The 18,238-nt window shown below is 71.3% G+C and carries 21 protein-coding genes; 7 read left to right on the top strand and 14 right to left on the bottom strand.

What is annotated here, in order from left to right; all coding sequences use genetic code 11:
• The first annotated feature begins 404 nt into the window (after window positions 1-404).
• Window positions 405-893: a helix-turn-helix domain-containing protein gene (locus tag ABZ920_RS01420; RefSeq protein ID WP_361497327.1), complete on the top strand. Its 489-nt coding sequence runs from the start codon at window positions 405-407 to the stop codon at window positions 891-893.
• Window positions 857-1,060, top strand: coding sequence for a hypothetical protein (locus tag ABZ920_RS01415; protein ID WP_014668659.1), 204 nt, complete (start codon window positions 857-859; stop codon window positions 1,058-1,060). Before ABZ920_RS01420 ends, ABZ920_RS01415 begins: the two co-directional genes overlap by 37 nt.
• Window positions 1,061-1,093: 33 nt before the next feature.
• On the opposite strand, the gene ABZ920_RS01410 is transcribed toward ABZ920_RS01415, so the two are convergent.
• From ABZ920_RS01410 to ABZ920_RS01385, 6 genes are all read right to left on the bottom strand, one after another.
• The gene (locus ABZ920_RS01410; RefSeq protein WP_361497325.1) at window positions 1,094-2,206 is read right to left on the bottom strand and encodes a hypothetical protein; all 1,113 of its coding nucleotides are present in this window, start codon (window positions 2,204-2,206) and stop codon (window positions 1,094-1,096) included.
• A 13-nt stretch (window positions 2,207-2,219) separates the two neighbouring features.
• Window positions 2,220-2,963, bottom strand: coding sequence for an ATP-binding protein (locus tag ABZ920_RS01405; RefSeq protein ID WP_361497322.1), 744 nt, complete (start codon window positions 2,961-2,963; stop codon window positions 2,220-2,222).
• Window positions 2,963-3,556: a Mu transposase C-terminal domain-containing protein gene (locus ABZ920_RS01400; protein WP_361497319.1), complete on the bottom strand. Its 594-nt coding sequence runs from the start codon at window positions 3,554-3,556 to the stop codon at window positions 2,963-2,965. The genes ABZ920_RS01405 and ABZ920_RS01400 overlap by 1 nt, the downstream gene beginning before the upstream one ends.
• Window positions 3,517-3,786 (bottom strand): hypothetical protein, encoded by a 270-nt coding sequence (locus ABZ920_RS01395; RefSeq protein WP_361497316.1) that lies wholly within the window; start codon window positions 3,784-3,786, stop codon window positions 3,517-3,519. Before ABZ920_RS01395 ends, ABZ920_RS01400 begins: the two co-directional genes overlap by 40 nt.
• Window positions 3,737-4,648 (bottom strand): transposase, encoded by a 912-nt coding sequence (locus ABZ920_RS01390; protein ID WP_361497313.1) that lies wholly within the window; start codon window positions 4,646-4,648, stop codon window positions 3,737-3,739. The genes ABZ920_RS01395 and ABZ920_RS01390 overlap by 50 nt, the downstream gene beginning before the upstream one ends.
• A gap of 91 nt (window positions 4,649-4,739) precedes the next feature.
• Window positions 4,740-5,828, bottom strand: coding sequence for an AAA family ATPase (locus ABZ920_RS01385; protein ID WP_361497310.1), 1,089 nt, complete (start codon window positions 5,826-5,828; stop codon window positions 4,740-4,742).
• Window positions 5,829-5,868: 40 nt separating this feature from the next.
• On the opposite strand from ABZ920_RS01385, the gene ABZ920_RS01380 reads away from it, so the two are divergent.
• Window positions 5,869-6,039 carry a hypothetical protein gene (locus ABZ920_RS01380; protein WP_361497307.1) on the top strand — a complete coding sequence of 57 codons (171 nt, stop codon included), beginning with the start codon at window positions 5,869-5,871 and terminating at the stop codon, window positions 6,037-6,039.
• 641 nt (window positions 6,040-6,680) lie between these two features.
• On the opposite strand, the gene ABZ920_RS01375 is transcribed toward ABZ920_RS01380, so the two are convergent.
• Entirely contained in the window at window positions 6,681-7,217 is a 537-nt protein-coding gene (locus tag ABZ920_RS01375; protein ID WP_361497304.1) for a hypothetical protein, read from the bottom strand.
• 147 nt (window positions 7,218-7,364) lie between these two features.
• On the opposite strand from ABZ920_RS01375, the gene ABZ920_RS01370 reads away from it, so the two are divergent.
• Both ABZ920_RS01370 and ABZ920_RS01365 read left to right on the top strand, forming a co-directional pair.
• Window positions 7,365-7,994 (top strand): hypothetical protein, encoded by a 630-nt coding sequence (locus ABZ920_RS01370; RefSeq protein ID WP_361497607.1) that lies wholly within the window; start codon window positions 7,365-7,367, stop codon window positions 7,992-7,994.
• A gap of 136 nt (window positions 7,995-8,130) precedes the next feature.
• On the top strand, window positions 8,131-9,504 hold the full coding sequence (locus ABZ920_RS01365) for a Fic family protein (protein WP_361497301.1): 1,374 nt from the start codon (window positions 8,131-8,133) through the stop codon (window positions 9,502-9,504).
• Window positions 9,505-9,554: 50 nt separating this feature from the next.
• On the opposite strand, the gene ABZ920_RS01360 is transcribed toward ABZ920_RS01365, so the two are convergent.
• From ABZ920_RS01360 to ABZ920_RS01335, 6 genes are all read right to left on the bottom strand, one after another.
• Entirely contained in the window at window positions 9,555-10,835 is a 1,281-nt protein-coding gene (locus tag ABZ920_RS01360) for a Helicase associated domain protein (RefSeq protein WP_361497604.1), read from the bottom strand.
• Window positions 10,836-11,378: 543 nt separating this feature from the next.
• A complete protein-coding gene (locus tag ABZ920_RS01355) occupies window positions 11,379-12,743 on the bottom strand; it encodes an aromatic acid/H+ symport family MFS transporter (RefSeq protein ID WP_361497298.1) in 1,365 nt (454 codons plus the stop codon).
• Between the two features lie 23 nt (window positions 12,744-12,766).
• Window positions 12,767-13,774, bottom strand: a complete 1,008-nt coding sequence (locus ABZ920_RS01350) for a 2Fe-2S iron-sulfur cluster-binding protein (RefSeq protein WP_361497296.1) — start codon at window positions 13,772-13,774, stop codon at window positions 12,767-12,769.
• Entirely contained in the window at window positions 13,771-14,751 is a 981-nt protein-coding gene (locus tag ABZ920_RS01345) for a 4-hydroxythreonine-4-phosphate dehydrogenase PdxA (RefSeq protein ID WP_361497293.1), read from the bottom strand. The genes ABZ920_RS01350 and ABZ920_RS01345 overlap by 4 nt, the downstream gene beginning before the upstream one ends.
• Window positions 14,748-15,212 (bottom strand): aromatic-ring-hydroxylating dioxygenase subunit beta, encoded by a 465-nt coding sequence (locus ABZ920_RS01340; RefSeq protein ID WP_361497290.1) that lies wholly within the window; start codon window positions 15,210-15,212, stop codon window positions 14,748-14,750. Before ABZ920_RS01340 ends, ABZ920_RS01345 begins: the two co-directional genes overlap by 4 nt.
• The gene (locus ABZ920_RS01335; RefSeq protein WP_361497287.1) at window positions 15,212-16,510 is read right to left on the bottom strand and encodes an aromatic ring-hydroxylating dioxygenase subunit alpha; all 1,299 of its coding nucleotides are present in this window, start codon (window positions 16,508-16,510) and stop codon (window positions 15,212-15,214) included. The genes ABZ920_RS01340 and ABZ920_RS01335 overlap by 1 nt, the downstream gene beginning before the upstream one ends.
• A gap of 113 nt (window positions 16,511-16,623) precedes the next feature.
• On the opposite strand from ABZ920_RS01335, the gene ABZ920_RS01330 reads away from it, so the two are divergent.
• Window positions 16,624-17,373, top strand: coding sequence for an IclR family transcriptional regulator C-terminal domain-containing protein (locus ABZ920_RS01330; RefSeq protein WP_361497284.1), 750 nt, complete (start codon window positions 16,624-16,626; stop codon window positions 17,371-17,373).
• 22 nt (window positions 17,374-17,395) lie between these two features.
• Here the strand turns inward: ABZ920_RS01330 and ABZ920_RS01325 are convergent, their stop codons facing one another.
• Entirely contained in the window at window positions 17,396-17,707 is a 312-nt protein-coding gene (locus tag ABZ920_RS01325) for a hypothetical protein (protein ID WP_361497282.1), read from the bottom strand.
• A gap of 2 nt (window positions 17,708-17,709) precedes the next feature.
• Between ABZ920_RS01325 and ABZ920_RS01320 the strand changes: the two genes are divergently transcribed.
• A complete protein-coding gene (locus tag ABZ920_RS01320) occupies window positions 17,710-18,150 on the top strand; it encodes a hypothetical protein (RefSeq protein ID WP_361497279.1) in 441 nt (146 codons plus the stop codon).
• Window positions 18,151-18,238 lie beyond the last annotated feature (88 nt).

The following is an 18,238-nucleotide window of genomic DNA, read 5'->3' as shown; positions in this document are numbered from 1 at the left end:
CGGCCCCGAGTCCTGCCCGCTTTCCAGGCCGTCGTGCGGTGTCGCAAGGCTGAAGGCGCGGACTTGCGTCAGGACGACGTCGTTCCCCCATGTCACGGTGCACGGGGACGTACAGACCTCGTCGTGCCCATGCTCAAAACACCCCCGTAGCCGACGTTGGCCGGTGCCGTACCGGAGATGCCAGAACCAGCGGGCAGGGGCGGGCGGGTGTGGGAGACCTGAGAGGCAGGGCACTGGAGGCAGGACATGGGAAAGATCGCTCAGGAGATGGAGCGTGCGCTGCGTACCTGTCCCGGTCCCAAGCACCGGGGTGTCGGCAACTTCCGTCCTGACGCACGCCGCCAGCTTGTCGCCGGTGCCCTCCAGGGGGCTCGTAGCCTGCGTCATCCGGCGCTGTCCCGAGAATGCAGAAACTGGCAGGCAGGGGCGGGCGATGCGGGATAGCTGATGCTACGGACTGTGGGGGCGCCGTCCGTGCCGGCTGGTCGCTTGGGGAGGCGGACGTGGGACAGATCGAGCAGGGACTGGAGCGCGCGTTGCGCACCCGGCGCATTCCCTCAAGTACTGAGGCCCGCCTACGTTTTCTGCTGGCGAGGAACCGGGGTTCCACCCGGAAGGTTGCCACGATGCTGGGGGTCTCGCAGCGCACTGTGCAGCGGTGGGTGTCAAAGAGAGCCGAGGCACGTGGTCCGCCGGGTCCGCTGCAGGTCCGGGCGATCGAGGAAGCGGTTCTGGCTCGGTGGCAGCCCCGGGTACGGGCCCGTCGACGTGCCCAGGCAGAGGCGGAGGGCTTCGTCTTCCATACCCGTGCGCGATTGGGTTCGCGGCTCCTGCGGGGTCCTCGGACGATCCGCGGGTGCGGTGGATCACCCAGGACCTGCCGGGAGAGGTAGCCCGGGAGCTGTTCGCCGCCCGGGATGCCGGCGCGGGCGAGCAGCAGCAGACGGTGATACTCGCCCGTGCACTGGGACACGCCTACTTTCGCGAGTGGGGCCGCCGGGCCCACGGCCTGCACGTGGCTTTCAGCGACGTCGAGTTCGCCGACTTCTCGATCGGCTGAGGCTGGCCCATCGAGCGAGTACTGCAGGGTGGGTCAGCGTCGCGACGGCCTGGCTCGGTCGGCCGGAATCGCTTCGTACCTCTCGGCTTCCTGCCGCTCGCGCCAGTCCCACTCCACACAGCCGACCGGGCCTTTGCGGCGGGCTGTGGGCGGCTGGGGCGGGCGCAGCCTGGCCGTCTCCGCCATGCGCAGCAGGTACCCGCGGTCACCTGGCGCGGCGAGCAGCTCTTGGTCCTTGCCGGAGAGGAGCCGGGTGAAGCAGGCCGCGGCCCGCAGGAAGATGCCCGCCCACGGTGGTACGGGGTAGGCGGCGCAGCCGTCGGTGTAGCGGGCGCGGTCGTGCAGGGCGAGCGTGGCCGCGGTGTCGTCGTAGTCGTGGGGGCGGGCGGTGGCGAGTTGCTGGAGGGAGGCGCCGGTGAACAGGGCGGCGGTGAGGGTCGCGGTGAGGCGAGGATGTGCGGTCGCCGTGTGAAGCCGGTGGGCGACTCGCTGGGCGGTGTGCTCGGTGAGAGGAACGGGCGGTGGGCGGTGGCGCCAGGCGATCGGCGGCGGCGTGCACGGGTCTGCGCAGGGGCGGGGGCTGTCGTAGGAGACGAGGCGGTCCAGTGCGGGCAGGGTGAGCCATCGGCTGGCCGGCGCGGCGGGCTCGTCTGCAGGCCGGAGTTCGGTGACAGGCGTGCCGTAGTAGTGGCGGCGGGCGGCCTCGAAGTCGGCGGTGACGGAGTAGTCGGCCGTCTGCAGGGCTTGGTGCAGTGCGGCGGGAAGGTGAGGGCGGTGGCAGACCAAGGTCAGGTGGACACCGGTGAGGGCCTGGAGCTGCAGGAGGCGCATCGCGCGTCGGGCGGTGAGGCGGTGCGCGCGCAGGACGGTCAGCCGGTTCACGGGCAGGGCCGTCATCCAGGCGGCAGTGGCTTCCCAGGCGGGCTGACGGCCGGCAGGGAAGCGGCCCGGGAGCAGGGGTGGCTTGCCCAGAGCGGCGAGAAGGTCGTGGGCGAGGCCGGTCTCGCTGGTGGTGCCCGGGCCGGGGTGCAGGGTGATCCGGCCGGACGGCGGATGGTGGGCGGCCAGAGCGGTGTGCGTGTGGAGCGCGTCGTCATGGCGGTCGATGACCACGGTGACGGGCGGCGGTGGCACGGTGAGCGGCATGGTGGTGCGGTGGTCAGGCGAGGCGGCTGAAGGCCCAGCGCAGCAGTTCCTGGTCGACCCGTGGGCGGCCGGTGCGGGCCAGGGCGGCGCGGGTGTGGGCGGTCAGCTGGGCCCAGGCGCGGAAGTTGCCGGGCGCGGCATGCTGGTCGGCGAAGGTGATGTCCTTGGGGTCGGCGCCGGCCCAGACCGGGTGGAACAGCGGGATGACCTCGAGGACCTCGTCGGGTGTGAGGCGGGTGAACTGCTGCCAGATGAAGATCCGGGAGGAGAGCATTGGTTCGCGGCGCAGCACGGTGTGGCAGCCCGCGCCGCCGACGAAGATGATCGCGAGCTGGGTGGAGGGCTCGTCCCACAGGTAGCGGAAGTATTCGAACGCCTCACCGTTGAGCCACTGGGCTTCGTCGACAAGAAAGGTACGGGGACGTTCGGCCAGGGCCGTCTTCAGCAGGCGGTCGAACTCGCTGGGGTGGCGCGGTGGCTCGCCGGCCAGATCGAGCGCGGTGAACAGTTCGTAGCGCACCGCGCGGGCCGTGGGCCGGGCCCGGAAAGTGATCTTGCGGACGTCCTCGCCCGGTTCGAGTGCGCGCAGGCAGATGTTGACGGCGAGGGTCTTGCCGAAGCCGGCGCCACCGTGGATGCACATCATCGCGCGGGCAGCGACCGTGTCGGCGATGTTCTCCCGGGCAGTGAGCAGCGCGCGGGTGGTGACCACGGAGGCGTCCGGCAGATCGACGTACTGGTAGGTGACCGCGGTCATCAGGCGTCTCCGTCTACATCGGTGGTGAGAGGTGCGGTCCGCCCGTCGCGGCCGTCCGGGGCGGAAGCGCCGTCACGGCCGTACGGGTACCGGATGGGCGGGCCTGGCGTGGTCAGCGCGGCCAGGGAAGCCGGGGTGCGCCAGTCGGCCGGGGGCGCAGCGTGCGGGATGAGATCTGGCATCGCGAGCTGCGCGAGGTCCAAGTCGGCAGTCTGAGCGAGTTCGGCCTCGGCCTGCGCGCCGGTCAGCGCGCCGAGCCGCTGAGGTGCCTCGCACTGGTTCACGGCGGCGTAGCGCTCGCGCTGCGAGGCCTGAAGGTCCTTCTTCAGACGGCGCGTGCGGGCGGCCCGTGCCCGCCGTACGGCGCTGATCTGTTCGTCGGTGGCCCGGTCGGCCAGGTCCGCGGGACCCAGGTAGCGGCCGGTGGCGGCGTGGTAGACCTCGATGCGGTGGTCGTGGTGGGGCATGAAGCGGACCCTCACCTGGATCCCGGCCTGGCCGGTCATCCACGGCCCCACATAGTCACGTTTCCTGAAGCGGATGCCGCGGGTGGTCAGCGTGCGGGTGCCGGCGTCCTCAGGGTGAACGTCCACAGATCCGCGGCCGGCACGTCCCGCAGCGGAGTGGGATCGTCCTGCCACGCCTGAAGCGGGGTCCTGCCCCGCAACGGTGCCGGGCGGTGCTCGGTGTTCCACCACAGCGTCCACTCCAGCAGCCGGGCGGTGAAGTCCTCGAAGCCCAGCAGCACCTCGTCCTTCGGACGGGAAGCACGCTTACCGGGGCGCGGCTGGCGGGCGTAGCCGGGCAGCGAGGCCAGGAACATGCTCTCCACCGCCCGGTTCAGCCCCTCCATGGTGCCCTTGAGGTGGGGGGGTGTAGGCGGGCAGGTCCTCCACCGTCACGTCCAGCAGATCGAACGCGGCGGTCACCGTCCTCGACAGGAAGTCCTTGCCACGGTCCACCCGCACCTTCTCGGGCACGCCGCCGAACGGGCCGTAGGGTTTCTCACGCAGGACCGCGGAGCGCAGCGCGGCCAGCACCGACTCCCGCGACGGATGCCCGGGCGTGACCGCGACGCCGGTGATCGCGTTGGTGGCGCAGTCGGTGAACCAGGTGATCCACGGCCTGCGGGCCTTGCCCTCGACGTCGACCAGCACCGGCACCTGGACGTGGTCGGTCTCCCACACATGGTTGCGCCAGGGACGCGGCCGGGCCAGGAACACATCATGCTTGCGCGCCGCCCGCTCCCCTCCCGCAAGCCCCGCCCGCTCCCCCGGCGTCAGATCACGGCGGATCGCCCGGTGCAGCGTCGTCAGCGACGGTGCGTCTGCAGGCGGAGACTGCCTGGCAGCACGCCGGACCAGTTCGCGGTGGACCGCCCGCACGTTCCCCTTCCACAGCGCCAACAGCCCACGGACCTCGGGGGTGACCGTGAACCTTGCATCGACCCGGGAGCGTGCGCCGGGGTTGGCGGCCGCGGTCTCATCGCTCTGAGCGGTGGCCAGCCAGCGCCACACCGTACGCTCCGACACTCCTAGCGCGTCCGCGGCCACCCGTACATGGACTGCTGTCAGCTTCTTCCTTGCCCGCAGTGCGAGCAGCCGCCGCACGGCCGGACCGCGCAGCGCCGTCCTCGACGCCGCAGGCAATCCGCCGTCTGGGCGAATGGCGTCGCCGTCCTTCATGTCAGCTCCCCTCACGCGGGTGGGACGTCGTGTGCTTGCCGGTGGCCGGGAGCACGCGATCGCCCTCCCGTCTCTTGCAGGGGTGCTCCGTTCACAGTGGCGGCGCGACCCGCTTGAACAGCCGCCTCAGCAAGACCCGGTCGATGGATGCATCAGCGGTGGTGAGCAGCGCGTTCTGCAGGTGCGCAGTCAAAGCAGCCCACGCGCGGAACGTGCCGTGCGCGCACGACCGGTCGATCCACGCCAGGTCCGACGCCGGGACGGTCCGCCACAGCGGATGGAAGCCGCTCACCACGGCCGCCACCTCCGCTCCAGCCAAGCGCGGAACCTCCTGCCACGCACCGACGCGCGAGGCCAGCTGCGGCAGCCGGGCCAGCGCCCGCTCGCTGCCCGCCCCGCACAGCACCAGCGTGATCCGGGTGCCGGGGTGGTCCCACAGGCTCTGCAGGTACTCCAGACACGGCACGGGCAAGCGCTGCACCTCATCGACCACCAGCACCCGCGCCTCACCCAAAGCTTCCGCAACCGCGGCGTCCGCCAGCGCCGACGTGTGCGGGAAACGGCCCGGCAGCGCCAGCGCGTCGAAGACCGCACGCCTCATGCCGGTCACCGACGGGCGCACCGGCACCGGCACCCCCGTCACCTTCCAGCCCGGGGACACTTCGCCAAGCGCCATCCGCACGGCCGCGGTCTTGCCCCGGCCCGGGTCGCCGAACACACACACCGCACCCTGCGTCGCCATCGCCTGCCCGACTGCCTCGGCCACCGCCCGCACCGACGACGTCCGCACCAACTGCGCGCCCGCCGGCAACGCCACACCCGCCAGCGCGCCGCTCTCCCCCACCGGCAAGCCGCTGGTCGCCTCTGGTGCGAGACGCGGCAGCCGGCGCGCAGCCACTTTCGCCGCGCCTGCCTCACTCGGTCCGGCCAGGGCGAGGTCCGCCAGTGCCTGCCGCGTCTGCTGCTCATCCCGCTCCCGCCGCACCACCGCGCGGTCCGGCAGGACCCTGCCGGACCGAAGGTCCCGGCGCACCACCCGGTGCAACGACGCCAGCGAGGGCACCTCGCCCCCGGCCGCCTTCAGATGCCGGTGCAGCGCCGCCACGTTCCCGCCCGCCTGCGCCAGCACCTCCCACGCCTGGTCGGACACCTCCAGCCGGGCCCGCGGCCTGCGCTCCATGCGGCCCTCCGTCCGCGCAGCCTCCAGCCAGCGCCACACCGTGCGCACATTCACCCCGCTGACCTGGGCGCCCGCACCCACGTGCGCCGTCGTCAACGCCCCGGCCGCCTCCAGCTCCAGCCTCAACGCCCACGATCTGGGTGTCTGCTTCACCCTGGAGGTGGGTCTCCAGGTCGTCGCCGAGGCACTGGGCTGGAACATCCACTACTGACCGGCGTCGCGCCGCCTGCAGTCCCGATGCGGGGCCGGCGCCGGTGGTCCATCGCGGCCGAGGGGCGAGGCTTGATCCTCGCCCCTCCTTCCAGCACGACCAGCCCCTCCGATCGCTCGAGGCGCCGCAGGTCGGCCCCGGCGCTCTCCCGCTGATCCGGCCGAGCCGCAGCGGGCAGCGCGGCGTCGCGGTGCGGCTGTGGGGATCACTTCCACGGCCGTGCCGCGTCAGCGCGCCGCTGAGGCCCGCCGCCACTCCTCGTTGTCGGCGAGCGGCCGGGGCCGGGCCATCGCGGCGCCGGTCACCAGGCGGAGAGACGCGGCGGGCGCAGGCGCCGCCCACGCCCGGGAGCGAGCAGGCGCTGCCGGGCAGGCCTCACGGACGCTGCTGTCACACCCGGAACGCACGCATTGCGTCCATCTTCCATGCGGTACGCGTACGCCTTACGGGGCAGGCGCCAGAGGACGGCGAGGAGCCGGTCGGCGTCGGGCGGATGTCCGGCTGGCGGGCAGCGCCTCCAGCAGGCACCACCCAGCCCTGGCTCGCTCCGCGTTTCCCGGCTCTGTGCAAGGCGCCCTGAGCGCGACGGGCCGCGGCGGCCCGACGGTGGCCGGCTGCCTGTGGTCGTACGGGCTCGGTGGTCACCCGGGTTCGGGGGCGGTGACGGCCGGGGCGGCGCCGAGGAGGCCGAGGAGGGTCTCGCGGTGGAGGTCCGCAATCGGGCCGAGGAAGTCCGGGTGGCGCAGCAGGGGGGCCGCGCGGTGGTCGCGCGGGCTGGGGATGGTCAGCCGGCGCGCGTCGCCCACGCTGTCGGGGCCGTGGTGGGTGGCGGCCAGGCAGGCGGCGGCCAGGGCGGCGAGGTCGGCGTCGGCCAGCAGGCAGGCCGCCCAGCTGACGACGGTCTCGTCGACCTGGGTGCGCCAGGCGTGGGTGGCGTCCGGCAGCGGGGGTGCGTCGGCGCCGGTGACGAAGTCCAGCCGGCCGGAGCCGCCGGGGCCGAGCAGGTCCAGCAGTTCGGCGTCCAGCGCGGTGGGGTAGCGCAGGGCGGCGGCGATGGTGGCCGCATGGCCTGCCTGGGCTTCGGCCAGGGCCTGGTTCAGCGGGCCGGTGGCCGGGGGGAAGGCCGCCAGCAGCCAGCGTGCGGAGGCGGCGATGACGGGCGAGAGCGCGGTGGGCATGGTGGACCGTCCTGTGCGTATGCCCGCCTGTCCTGAGTGTTCCGGTGTGGGTGATCCGGTCGCGGGCACTGCGCGCCCGGGCGGGGAGGTGCGGACAACGGTACGGCGGCCTCCCCCGGGGCGACAGGAGCTGCGTCACAGCCGGGGATCACCCCCTGGCCTTCGGCACTGGCTCCCCACTCCTTCACCGGGGACGCCCGGGTCAGCCGGGCGCAGGTGACGTCGATGGTCGCCAACACGCTGGCGCGCGAGACGCTCCGAGAGGCATTGGTCGCCACCTACGTGTGGGGGAAGGGCAAGGGCGGCTCCCCTGCCGGCAGCGGACCGGCCACGCTGCGAACGATCCTGACCGTCGACGACCTGGAAGCGGCGCTGGCCGATGCGGTCACCGCACTGAGCAAGCACAGCGCAACAGCCGCCTACGCGGCACTCCGCGGCCGCGTTCCCGGCCTCGGGCCGTCCTTCTTCACCAAGTTCCTCTACTTCACCGGCAAGGCAGTCCCGCCGGCGAACGGCCCCGAGCCGCTCGTCCTCGACCGTGTCCTGGCGCGGAGCATGCGGTCCCTGGCCTCACAGGTTGGCCGGGAAACGGGCCACGACCCCGACGGCTCGATCGCCGCCTGGGTCTGGCGGGACCATGACTGGTCACCCCACCGCTACCAGGTTTACCTCTCGTTCATACACGCCGCCGCCCACCAGGCGGCGTCCACCGACGGCTGGCCGTCCGACGCCTCACCCGACCTGCTCGAATACGCATTGTTCAACGCTGCGTGGTGAGCATTCGGGTCCGCACACCTGCCGCATCCCGGCGCCCATAGAAGTACCCCAGATGTTCCGGTGCGGCCTGGCGGGTGCTCCGGCGCGGTTCGGTAATCGGGTTGAACCGGTACGGGTGAGGCATGAGACTTGCGCGGTGTTCGTAGAGCTGTCGCCCCGCATCCTGACCTGGGACGAGGTGGACCCCGCCCGTCATCCCTTCGACAGCGAGGCGGCGGCGCGGGTGGTCAGATCGCTGGGGCCGGCCCGGCGGGTACCCCGGCGCCCCGACCTACCGCCGGGTGACAGGGCCCTATACGACTGGGGCTGGGAGGAGGCCAGGCCCTGGGCCGACGCCATGACGCACGCACTGGCCGAGCACTACGGCCGCTGGGTCGCCGGCTGGCGATGGGCACACGACGAGGGGGACTTCGACGGAGGGCCGGTCGGTAGCTGGTCCCGCCCCCAGGACTCGGTCACCACCTCGGACGAAACCCTCGACCGGGTCACCGCGGCATTGTGCGAGTGGCGGGAGTGGCTGGAAAGCCTCGCCGCACGGTTCGAGGCCTACCCACTGGACCTGGCCAGCATCGACGACCAGCGGATCCTGTGGGACCGCACCGCCCGCAACCTCATCCTGCACGTCACCGACCGCACCGGCTGCGGCAGCGGCTGGTACGCACACTGCCACCAGGTCCTCGGCTGGTTCCTCAGCCGCTGGGGCATCCCGGCCGACGACGCCGAGCACCTCGTGGAGCAGGCGATCTGCGGCCGGTTCGAAAGCTGGACCGGCCCCGACCCGGTGCTCATCGAGGACATCGCCGAACGCCTCGCGGCCGCCGTGCGACCCGACGCGGCCGCCCGAGCCGCCCAGTCGCCCCTGCCCGACCACCTCAAGCGCTGGCTCGCCGTGCGGGACGCCGTGCCGTGGCATGAGGCCGCCGACAGCACCGGGGACACGCCGGTGACACCGTCCCGTGACGGAATGGCGGAGGAGATCCGCAGCTTCGACGCCATCCTGGACCCCGCCCGCGGACGAGGCCTGCTCACCGCCCTGGAGCTGATGCGGGCCGACGCCGCGCGCGGCGCCCGGCTGGACTTCGCCCTCATCCAGCGCTGGCAACAGCACGTCCTGGCCACGCCCGGCCTGCCGCCGTTGCGCAGCCTGCCCGCCTTCGCCAAGGGCGGCCGGGAACGCTACGGCATCGCCCCGGACACCCGCGCCCGCCTCGACGCCTGCCTCGCCGAAAGCGCCAAGGGCACAGCCCGGCCCCTGCCGCTGACCGCCCGGGCCGCACGCGCCTTCCTCGACGTCTGCTTCTTCCACCCCTTCGACGACGGCAACGCCCGCTCCGCCCTCCTCACCCTCCTCTTCGTCCTCGCCCGCGAAGACGTCGCACTCGACAGCGTGCAACTGCTACGCCGGGTCTCCTTCCACGCCGACGACCCGCAAGACGCACTGATCCTCGCCCGGTACGTCGACTTCCACCTGCGCGAAACCCGACGACAAACCACCAACCCGACTCCCTGAACGGACGGCAACCTCGCTCGGCTGTGCCCGCACCAGTCGGGGCAGCGCGCTTACACCAGGACGGCCGGCACGGCGTCCTCGGCGGTCCAGTCCCCCTCGAACAGGGCGGCCACCAGGCGTACGTGATGGTCGGGGAGCTGGCGGGCGCGGTGCTTGGTGCGGGCCTTAGCGAGCCAGGCGCCGAGCTTGACGGCGTCCCCGTCGACGCGGACCGTCTCACGGGCAGCAGGGATGCGACCTTCGCGGTGCAGGAAGAGTTCCAGCAGCTGGACGGTCTCCTCGAACGTTCGGCGGGTACATCGGGCGGGGGCGAGCGGGCTGGCCTCGGGGGTGAGGCCGAGCGCGGTCATCAGTTGCTGCTGGCCGTCGGTGAGCGCCGACCAGGTGGTGAGCTGGCGGGCCAGCCAGGAGCCGATCTTCACGCCGGCGAGGACGGTGTCGCGGGTGAGGGCGGCGGGGTCGGCGCCGGTGGCGAGGTGGGCGCGCAGGAGGTGGTACTTGCGGTGCCAGTCCGCTCCGTGCGGCAGACGCCAGTCGGAGGCGAGGGCGGTGAGGGCGTCCACACGGACGGGGTCGAGTTCGTGTCTGGTGGCGAGGTGGCGTTGTTCGGCTAGCCAGGCGCCGACGGGGGTGGTGGCGGGGGCGGCGAGGTGGCCGTGGGCGCGCAGGTAGTCGGCCGCGGCGGCGAGGCGGGCGCGCCAGGCGGCGTCGTGCTTGTCCCAGATCATGCCGAGCGCGTCGAGTTCGGCGATCCAGTCCGCCTCGAGGCGGCCGGCGGTGCGGGCGTCGCGCATGGTGGTGATGAAGGTGCCCAGCTTGTAGCCGGTGGGGTCGATGTGGTCGGCGGGGACGTCGAGGTGGCCGTAGTGGTCGCGGTAGGAGCGGGCGGCGGCCAGCCCGAGGCGGCGGGAGCGGGAGACGGCCGGGTCGCGGGGGTCGAAGGAGACCAGGTCCATCGCCTGGGCGATGCGCTCGGGGTGGACGGTGAAGTCGAAGTGCCAGCGCCGCGCGATGACCTGGCTGGTCTCCTTCGGCAGGCGGTTGGCCTTGTCGGGGAGACGTTCGAGGATGCGGTGGTCGTGGCTGGCCAGCGCGCAGGCGATCGCCCACACCGGCTCATACGCGGTGCCCAAGATGTTCTCGCCGTCCGTGCCGGGCGGAATGTAGACGGGGACGATCAGCGAGGCGGTCTTGCCGGAGACGTCCAGACGCAGGGCGCGGCCGAGGGCCTGGACGCAGCGCACGACGCTGCGGGTGGGGTCGGCGAAGACGATCGCGTCGACGCTGGGGATGTCGACGCCTTCGGCGATCAGGCGGGAGTTGGCGAGGATCGCGCAGTGCCCTCATCCCCTCCGTCAGCGAGCCGCTGCGACCGGGGCTTAAAGCGCTACCACCACCAGACACCAAACTGATCAGCCCAGGCCAAACCACGACCTACTGATCAGGAAAACCACCCATGGACAGCAGCTCTCCGCCATCGGCATGCGTTGGGCATGATTTAGTTCCTGTGCTGACGGTGCCGTTTCGCTCACCGAGGTTCGTCGCGGATCATTCTTCGGAGGCGCATCTTGATCTGCAATCGGGCCCATCTGCTTCACGTACTCGTCGAGTTGGAATCGTTGTGCACGAGTACAGGCCGCACCGCGCGCGCCCTGCACCGGGCAGCAGCCCTGCGGTCGGCCTCGAAGCGATCACCGAGCCCGGCCGACTCGACCAGCTGGACATCCGTCGAGGTGATCGACTCGGCGGCGTCCTTCACGAGGACACACGCGCGGCTCGACCTGCCCGGGCGTATTAATCGGCACGCACGCCGTGTGCGGGGGACGGCACAGGCCGGCACGGCCTCCCGGCCCCCGCAGCGCCGGTTTCCGGGGTCAGGTCGTCTTGAGCTGCTTCGCGCGGTGTCCGAGGTACAGGACGATCAGACCGCACAGGGCGGTGGGGCCCGCGAGGATCAGGAAGAGCTGCTCGTGGCCCATGCCGTCGGCCAGCATGCCTCCGACGATCAGCGGGCCGACGATGCCGCCGACGCGGCCGATGCCCAACGCCCAGCCGACACCGGTGGAGCGTACTTCTTGGGGATAGAAGGCCGCAGCGAGTGCGATGACGCTCTTCTGGCCGCCGCTGACGGCGCAGCCGACCAGGAAGATCGCCGCCAGGACCATCCAGACCGGCGAGCCCAGCACCAGGCCCATGAGGACCAGGAAGCCGCAGCCGGCGAAGTAGAGGGTGCCCAGGGAGCCGTAGGCGCCGAGCCGGTCCATCGCGGGCCCGACCACGAAGGCGATCACGATGCCGCCGATGGTCGTCATGGACGCGGCGGTCGCCAGGGTGCCGGCGGAGTAGCCGCGATCGGCGAGGATGGTCGGCATCCAGCTCTGCAGGCCGTAGAACAACGCCAGGTTGATCGCGAAGACGACCCACAGCAGGACCGTGCCGAGCAGTTGGCGGCCCGAGAGCAGTTCGGTGACCTTGACCCGCTTGCCGGGGCCGGCGCTTTCCGCCTCGATCTGCGCCGTCTCCGGGAGCGTCCGGTCGATGCGGCGGCACAGGGCGTACGCCTTGGCGTTTTCCCCGCGGCGCAGCAGATAGGAGATCGACTCGGGCAGCTGCCAGACCAGTACGAGGAGCAGGGCCAGGGGCAGCACGGCGCCGGCGACGAAGACCGAGCGCCATCCGTAGGCGGGGATGAGCCAGTCGGCGGCGTAGTTGGCGAGCACGAACCCGAGTGAGAAACCGCAGTAGATCGCCAGGACCAGGCTGGCCCGCAGCCGCTTGGGGCTGTACTCGGCGGTGAGCGCGATGGTGCTCGGGGTGGCCGCGCCGAGGCCTATTCCGGTGATCACCCGCATGATCATGAGCTGGTCGGGACTCTGCGCCCACACCGAGGCCAGCGTCGAGAGCGAGAAGATGGCAACTCCCGCCATGACGAGGCGCTTGTGGCCGAACTTGTCGGAGAGCGGGGCCAGCAGCAGATAGCCGATCATCAGGCCGACCAGTGCGGCTGAGAAGATCGTGGCCATGGTGCCCTTGGACACGCCCCAGTCCTGGGTGATGGCCGGGGCCATGTAGTTGATCGCCTGGGTGTCGAACCCGTCGAGGAGCATGACCAGCCCGCACAGCAGCACGGTACGTAGTTGGAAGCCGCCCGGGCGGCGTCCGTCGATGAAGCCGGGGAGCTTGAGCGGCCCCTGCGGGTCCGATACGGCGGCGGACGGGGATGAGGTGGTTTTGGACATAATGCACTCCACATGGAGAAGGGTTACTCGACTCTGGCGAGGGCTCCCACGGCCGGGACGAACGCATCGGAGTGGAACCGGTCGGAAGTCACATGACGCTCGCGCGCCAGCTCCTGGGCGGCGGTTCGGGTCATTGCTTCGCTGCCACAGGCGTAGATGTGGTGGCTGCTGAGGTCGGGATGGTCCGCGATCGCGGCTGCTTGTACCCAGCCGGCGGCGCCTTCCCAGCCGGTGTGCGGCTGGGAGAGCACGGGGGTGAACCGGAACCATGGGTGGCGCCGGGTCCAGGCTTGGAGGGTGGTGCGGGCGTAGAGATCCTCGAGGGTGCGGGCGCCCCAGTACAGGTGGATCGGGCGGGTCAGGCGCCGGGCGATGTGGTCGAGGATGATCGACCGCATGGGCGCGAATCCGGTGCCGGTGGCGAGCAGGAGGAGGGGTCCGTCGCCGTCCTCGACGAAGAACTCGCCGAAGGGCGCCTCGATGTCCACGGTGTCGTGGAATTGAAGCTGCTGCAGGATCCGGGCTGAGAACGCGCCGTTTGGTTCGTGCCGGACGTGCAGTTGGGCGAGGTCGTTGTGCTGGGGTGCATTGGCCAGCGAGTACGACCGGGTATCGCCGTCGTCGAGGATGACATTGAGGAACTGGCCGGCCTGGAAGGGCGTTCGCCGGCCGATGGGGTAGCGCAGGTCGAGAACGGTGACGCCGGGGGCGACCTGGCGGCGCCGGTACACCGTTGTGGTCAGCCGCTTGCGCACCGGCGGGGTCCGTGCCGCGATCCGGCGCGGCGCGATCTCGATGTCGCCGGTTGGCTGTGCCCGGCAGAGCCGGACCTCGGCTGGGCCGCAGAGGGAACCACTGCCCGGTATGTCCAGCGGGCCTGCGGTCACCGAGCCGAGGCAGGTGTCGCACACGCCCTTGCGACAGGAGTACGGAATCGCCCAACCGGCCGCCTCGGCGGCGTCCAGGACGTTCTGCCCCGGCTCGCAGCCGAAGGCGATGTCAGAGCCGCGGACACTGATGGTGAAGGTCATCTCAGCCTTCCTGAACAGTTGGGAGCGAGCAGCCGGAGAGCTGCGAGCACGGCGCCCGGGTCGGCATTGCCCTGCCCGGCGATGTCGAAGGCGGGGCCATGGCCCACGCTGGCGAACGGCGCACCGGCACCGATGGTGACTGCGGCCGCGGTACGTCCGGCCAGGACCTTGACCGGGATGTGCCCCTGGTCGTGGTACATCGCCAGGTAGGCGTCGTGGTGGCGGGCGCCGCCGAGCAGGATGTCGGCCCCGACGGGGCCCTCGGCGGGGACGCCGAGTTCGCGGAGAGCAGCCACCGCAGGCTCGGTGACCAGCTTGTCGTCGTCGCCGAACAGGCCGTTTTCACCGGCGTGCGGATTGAGCCCGAAGACGGCGATCCGGGGATCGGCGATGCCAGTTGCCCGCAGCGCCCGGTGCAGCGCCAGCCCGGCGTTGGTGACCATTTCGGGGGTGAGCCGGGCCAGCGAGTCGGCCAGCCGCTCGTGCAGTGTGACGTGCGCGATGCGCAGACCGCCGCCGACCAGCATCAGGAAGACCTTCTCAAGCGGGGTGCCGGTGAGCTCCGCGATCAGCGGGGGGTAGCCGGCGAAGGCGATCCCGGCCCGGTGGACGGCCGTCTCCGAGTGCGGGCAGGCGACCACACCGGCGTAACTGCCGTCCATCGCCAGCCGTACCGCTGCGGCGGTGTACGCGATGGTGGCGGCGCCCGCAGGCGCGGTGACCTGACCGACCGCCAGGTCGCCGGGGGGCAGGGCGCCGACATCGACCAGGTCGCACACGCCGCGCTCGGCGGCCGCACCCGGCTGCGCCGCGCGCAGCGCGAGCCCCGCGCGTTCAGCGTACGGTTGGAGTACGTGACGGTCGCCCACCACGACCGGCGCCTGGTCGTCGAGCTCGGCGACCGCCGCGAGCGCGATCTCCGGCCCGATCCCGTTCGGATCGCCGGTGGTGAGCAGCAGTCTGGGTATCCCGGTCACAGCGGCAGTACCAGCAGTGTGTCGATGCGGGAGCTGTCGCAGACCACGATCCGCTTCTTGATCAGGGCTCTGCCGTCCTCGAAGACGTGCTCGTCGAGGTAGCGGCCGCTGGCGAACACATCGGTCGGCCCGTTCCCGGTGATGCGGATGACCAGGAACGAGGTCTCGCTGGTCGCGCCGGTCTCGCTCTCCTGAAGCACCGCAGGCTGGCCGAGCATGTGCCGGTAGGCGTGCGGCTCGTAGATGTTGGCCTCCTTCAGCGCCGAGACCCGGTCCTTGAGCATCGCCTTGTTGTTCGCCCAGACGATCCCGGCCGGCAGCCCGCGCCGGTGGTTGTCCGCCGTGGTGACCTTGTAGAAGGCGTCGTCGGTGAAGAACTCCGGCCAGTCCTCGATCGGGCCGTCGTCGATGGCGCGGACGTAGTGCCCCTGGGCCCGGCTGATCAGGGTGTGCGCATCCATCAGGCCTGTGCTCCCTTGTCCGCGCCGACGGCGAAACCCATGGCTTCGCGGTAGACCTTCCAAAAGCCGCGGATCGAAGCCTCGGTGACCCGGCTCTCGCTGGAGGCCGCCTGGTCACCGCCCATCTGGACGGTCGCGAACTCCTTGCTCGCCCCGGTGATGCCCCGCTGCACGAAGCCGCCGATGGCGCCGTCCTCCATGGAGACATAGCCGGCCGGACCGACCAGGTTGGACTGCTTGAGTCGGATCAGCTGCTGCTCCTCGGTGTCGTCCTCGAAGCCGAGGTAGGTCCAGTGGAGGTCGGTGGAGTCGACCCCGGTCGGCAGCACCTGGCGTACGGCGACGGAGTTCTGGATCTGCTGGAGTACGAAGCCGGGCGAGACCGAGAGGATCTGCAGCGTGATGTCGTCCCCGACTTCGCTGAAGCTGTCGACCAGCGACGGGTCTTCGAGTCGGTACTCGGAGTCGGAGCGGATCTTCTGGTCCTTGTAGTGCGCCGCGGCCTCCGCCTCCGGGTTGATGGCCGACCAGCTCACGTGGTGGCCACCGTTCTCCGAGACGATGATGCCGCCCTTCTGGTTCAGCTTGTTGAGCCCGAAGGTGGTGAAGAACAGGTGCAGGATGCTGGCGTGGTAGGAGTCCTTGACATTCTCCATGTACAGCTTCCAGTTGTTCGGCAGGCTCTGGGTGAACCGGCCCAGCACGACCGGCTTGCGGCCGCCGAGGACCCGCTCGATCCGGTCGAGGATGTCCTGGCCGAGGTACTCCTCGATCTCCGGTACGTCGTTGTCCAGGCTGCCGAAGACCAAGCCGTGCACAGTGGCCAGCCGCAGCCGCCGGGGGCTGTGGGCGGCCTTGCAGAACTCCGGCGACATGCCGCCCTTGCCGTTGATGCCCTCCTCGAAGGCGACACCGGTGAGGTCACCCTGGAGGTTGTACGTCCAGGCGTGGTAGACGCAGGTGAAGTCCTTGGTGTGGCCGTAGTGCTCCATGGCGATCAGCGAGCCGCGGTGGGCGCACCGGTTTTCGAAGGCGTAGATCTGGCCGTCGTGGTCGCGGGTCACGAGCACTGGCTGCTCGCCGATGAAGGTGGCGCAGAAGTCGCCCGGTTCGGCCAGCTCGGCCTCGAGGCAGAGGTAGTTCCACATCGGGCCGTGGAAGATTCGCTCCTGCTCGGCCCGGTAGACGTCCTCGTCCTGGAAGACCCAGTACGGCACCTGGGTCAGGGACTCGGGCCAGGGGCGCTCCGAGATCCCGGTCGGGGCCGGAGCAGCCGCCCCCGTGTTCCGTGCGCTCATGCGTGCACCTCCAGTGCTTGACAACTCTCGTTCGCTATGCGAACGTTTGCTCGCTATCCGAACAGAGCGCCAGTAGATTTGCCAGCAGTGACATCTGTCAAGGGGGAGGCCGCATGGCCGTCGAAGGAATGGCAGGACTTGCCAAGGGGCTCGCGATCCTCGAGGCATTCGGGGACAGCACTCCCCGGCTCACCATCAGCGATGCGTCCCGCGCCACCGGCCTGAGCCGGGCAACGGCACGCCGCTGCCTGAACACGCTCACCGAGCTCGGCTACGTCACCTTCGACGGGAAGTTCTTCGCGCCCACCCCCCGCGTACTGCGCATCGGCGCCACCTACGGCGAGTCCGCCGCGCTTCCCCAACTCGCCCAGCCGCACCTCGCCGCCATCCGCGACGCAACCGACGAGTCCGCCTCATTGGCCGTGCGCTACGACAACGAATCACTGTTCATCGCGCGCAGCGAAGGCACCCGACTCATCGACAACGGCATACGTGTCGGCGCCCGGCTCCCCCTTTACGCCTCCTCCACCGGACAGGTTCTGCTCGGCGCCCTGGACGCAGCTGAGTTGACCGACTACCTCGCCGCCGCTCCGTTTCCCGTACGCACCCCAGGGACCCCCACCACGGCCGCCGAAGTCGAAGACCGCGTCCGGGCTGTCCGCGCCGCAGGCATGGCGATCAACTCCGAGGAGCTCGAACTCGGGCTGCTCTCCATCGCCGTACCGGTCCACGATCCGGCCGGCCAGCTGGTCGGCGCCATCTCGGTCAGCGCCTCAAGCTCCCGCGTCACCGTCGACGAACTGCGCGACCGGGTTGCCCCGGTGATGCAGCAGCACGCGGCAGCGCTGGGCCGCAAGCTGTAGGAGACGGGATCCGGTCAACCTGTCACACCACCGCACCGCGCAGGTCCTCGCCGCCCGCACCGGCCGGCGAGGAGACCAGCCGGGCGAGCCGGGCAACGGCTCCAGCGCAGCCGGGGTGCGCGCAGAAACTGAAGCGCAGGCGGCGGCCCGGTCCTTCGCGGAAGACCTGGGCGTGCCGGATGCGTTCGTGGAGGGACGCCAGGCAGCCGGCACCGGAGGCGTGCCGGTGGGGGACGCGCGAGCGGAGGCGGAGCAGTGGTGAGCGCTCCCGGCCGCCCCGGCCTGGTGTCCGGCCCCGCTGCTGCGGGTGGCCGGCAGGTGAAGCTGGGGGCATACGTGAGGTTCCAGGGCCGCACCTGGCAGGCAGCGGCGGTGGCCGGTGCGTCGGTGACGCTGCTCGGGCAGCAGGGGCAGACGACGTCGATGCCGGCCTCGCTGCTGTTCGCCGATCCCGCCTTCGCCGTGGTGGGCTCCCCCGCGGCCGCCGCCGCGCCGCAGTGGGGGCTGCTGGAGACGCTGCCCGAACGGGAGCGGGCGCCGGCCTGGCAGCGGCACCTCCGCGAGATCGAGACCGGCCTGCCCGACGGCCCGGCCAGCGGCGGCGTCCCCACCTGCGCGTGGGCAGCGGCCGGCTCCGGCTCGGTATGCGGCTTCACGGTCGTATCCAGGTCGCGCCGTCAGCGGCCGCAGGGCGCCCGGCGGCCCGTCCACGGGCCGGTCATCGTCCCCCCGCTGAGGCATCCAGGCCGACACAGCAGAGCCCGGACTCATCAGTAACCGTGAACCGCCCGGAATACGCGACCCGCTCCCCCGGTGCCCGGGGCCGCAGCCTCGTCCCGCTCGGCGGCCGCCAGCCACCGTCACA

The sequence above is a fragment of the Streptomyces sp. NPDC046831 genome (genome assembly GCF_040645305.1).
Taxonomy (GTDB): Bacteria; Actinomycetota; Actinomycetes; order Streptomycetales; family Streptomycetaceae; genus Streptomyces.
Note: the sequence above shows the minus strand (reverse complement) of the source record. Positions and strands in the feature narration are given on the sequence as shown.

Bases quoted from the DNA above. Each gene is read 5' to 3' on its own strand.
- ABZ920_RS01420 (WP_361497327.1), top strand. From the start codon at position 405: ATGCAGAAACTGGCAGGCAGGGGCGGGCGATGCGGGATAGCTGATGCT.
- ABZ920_RS01410 (WP_361497325.1), bottom strand. From the start codon at position 2,206: ATGCCGCTCACCGTGCCACCGCCGCCCGTCACCGTGGTCATCGACCGC.
- ABZ920_RS01405 (WP_361497322.1), bottom strand. From the start codon at position 2,963: ATGACCGCGGTCACCTACCAGTACGTCGATCTGCCGGACGCCTCCGTG.
- ABZ920_RS01395 (WP_361497316.1), bottom strand. From the start codon at position 3,786: ATGTTCCTGGCCTCGCTGCCCGGCTACGCCCGCCAGCCGCGCCCCGGT.
- ABZ920_RS01390 (WP_361497313.1), bottom strand. From the start codon at position 4,648: ATGAAGGACGGCGACGCCATTCGCCCAGACGGCGGATTGCCTGCGGCG.
- ABZ920_RS01385 (WP_361497310.1), bottom strand. From the start codon at position 5,828: ATGGAGCGCAGGCCGCGGGCCCGGCTGGAGGTGTCCGACCAGGCGTGG.
- ABZ920_RS01375 (WP_361497304.1), bottom strand. From the start codon at position 7,217: ATGCCCACCGCGCTCTCGCCCGTCATCGCCGCCTCCGCACGCTGGCTG.
- ABZ920_RS01355 (WP_361497298.1), bottom strand. From the start codon at position 12,743: ATGTCCAAAACCACCTCATCCCCGTCCGCCGCCGTATCGGACCCGCAG.
- ABZ920_RS01350 (WP_361497296.1), bottom strand. From the start codon at position 13,774: ATGACCTTCACCATCAGTGTCCGCGGCTCTGACATCGCCTTCGGCTGC.
- ABZ920_RS01340 (WP_361497290.1), bottom strand. From the start codon at position 15,212: ATGGATGCGCACACCCTGATCAGCCGGGCCCAGGGGCACTACGTCCGC.
- ABZ920_RS01335 (WP_361497287.1), bottom strand. From the start codon at position 16,510: ATGAGCGCACGGAACACGGGGGCGGCTGCTCCGGCCCCGACCGGGATC.
- ABZ920_RS01330 (WP_361497284.1), top strand. From the start codon at position 16,624: ATGGCCGTCGAAGGAATGGCAGGACTTGCCAAGGGGCTCGCGATCCTC.
- ABZ920_RS01325 (WP_361497282.1), bottom strand. From the start codon at position 17,707: ATGCCCCCAGCTTCACCTGCCGGCCACCCGCAGCAGCGGGGCCGGACA.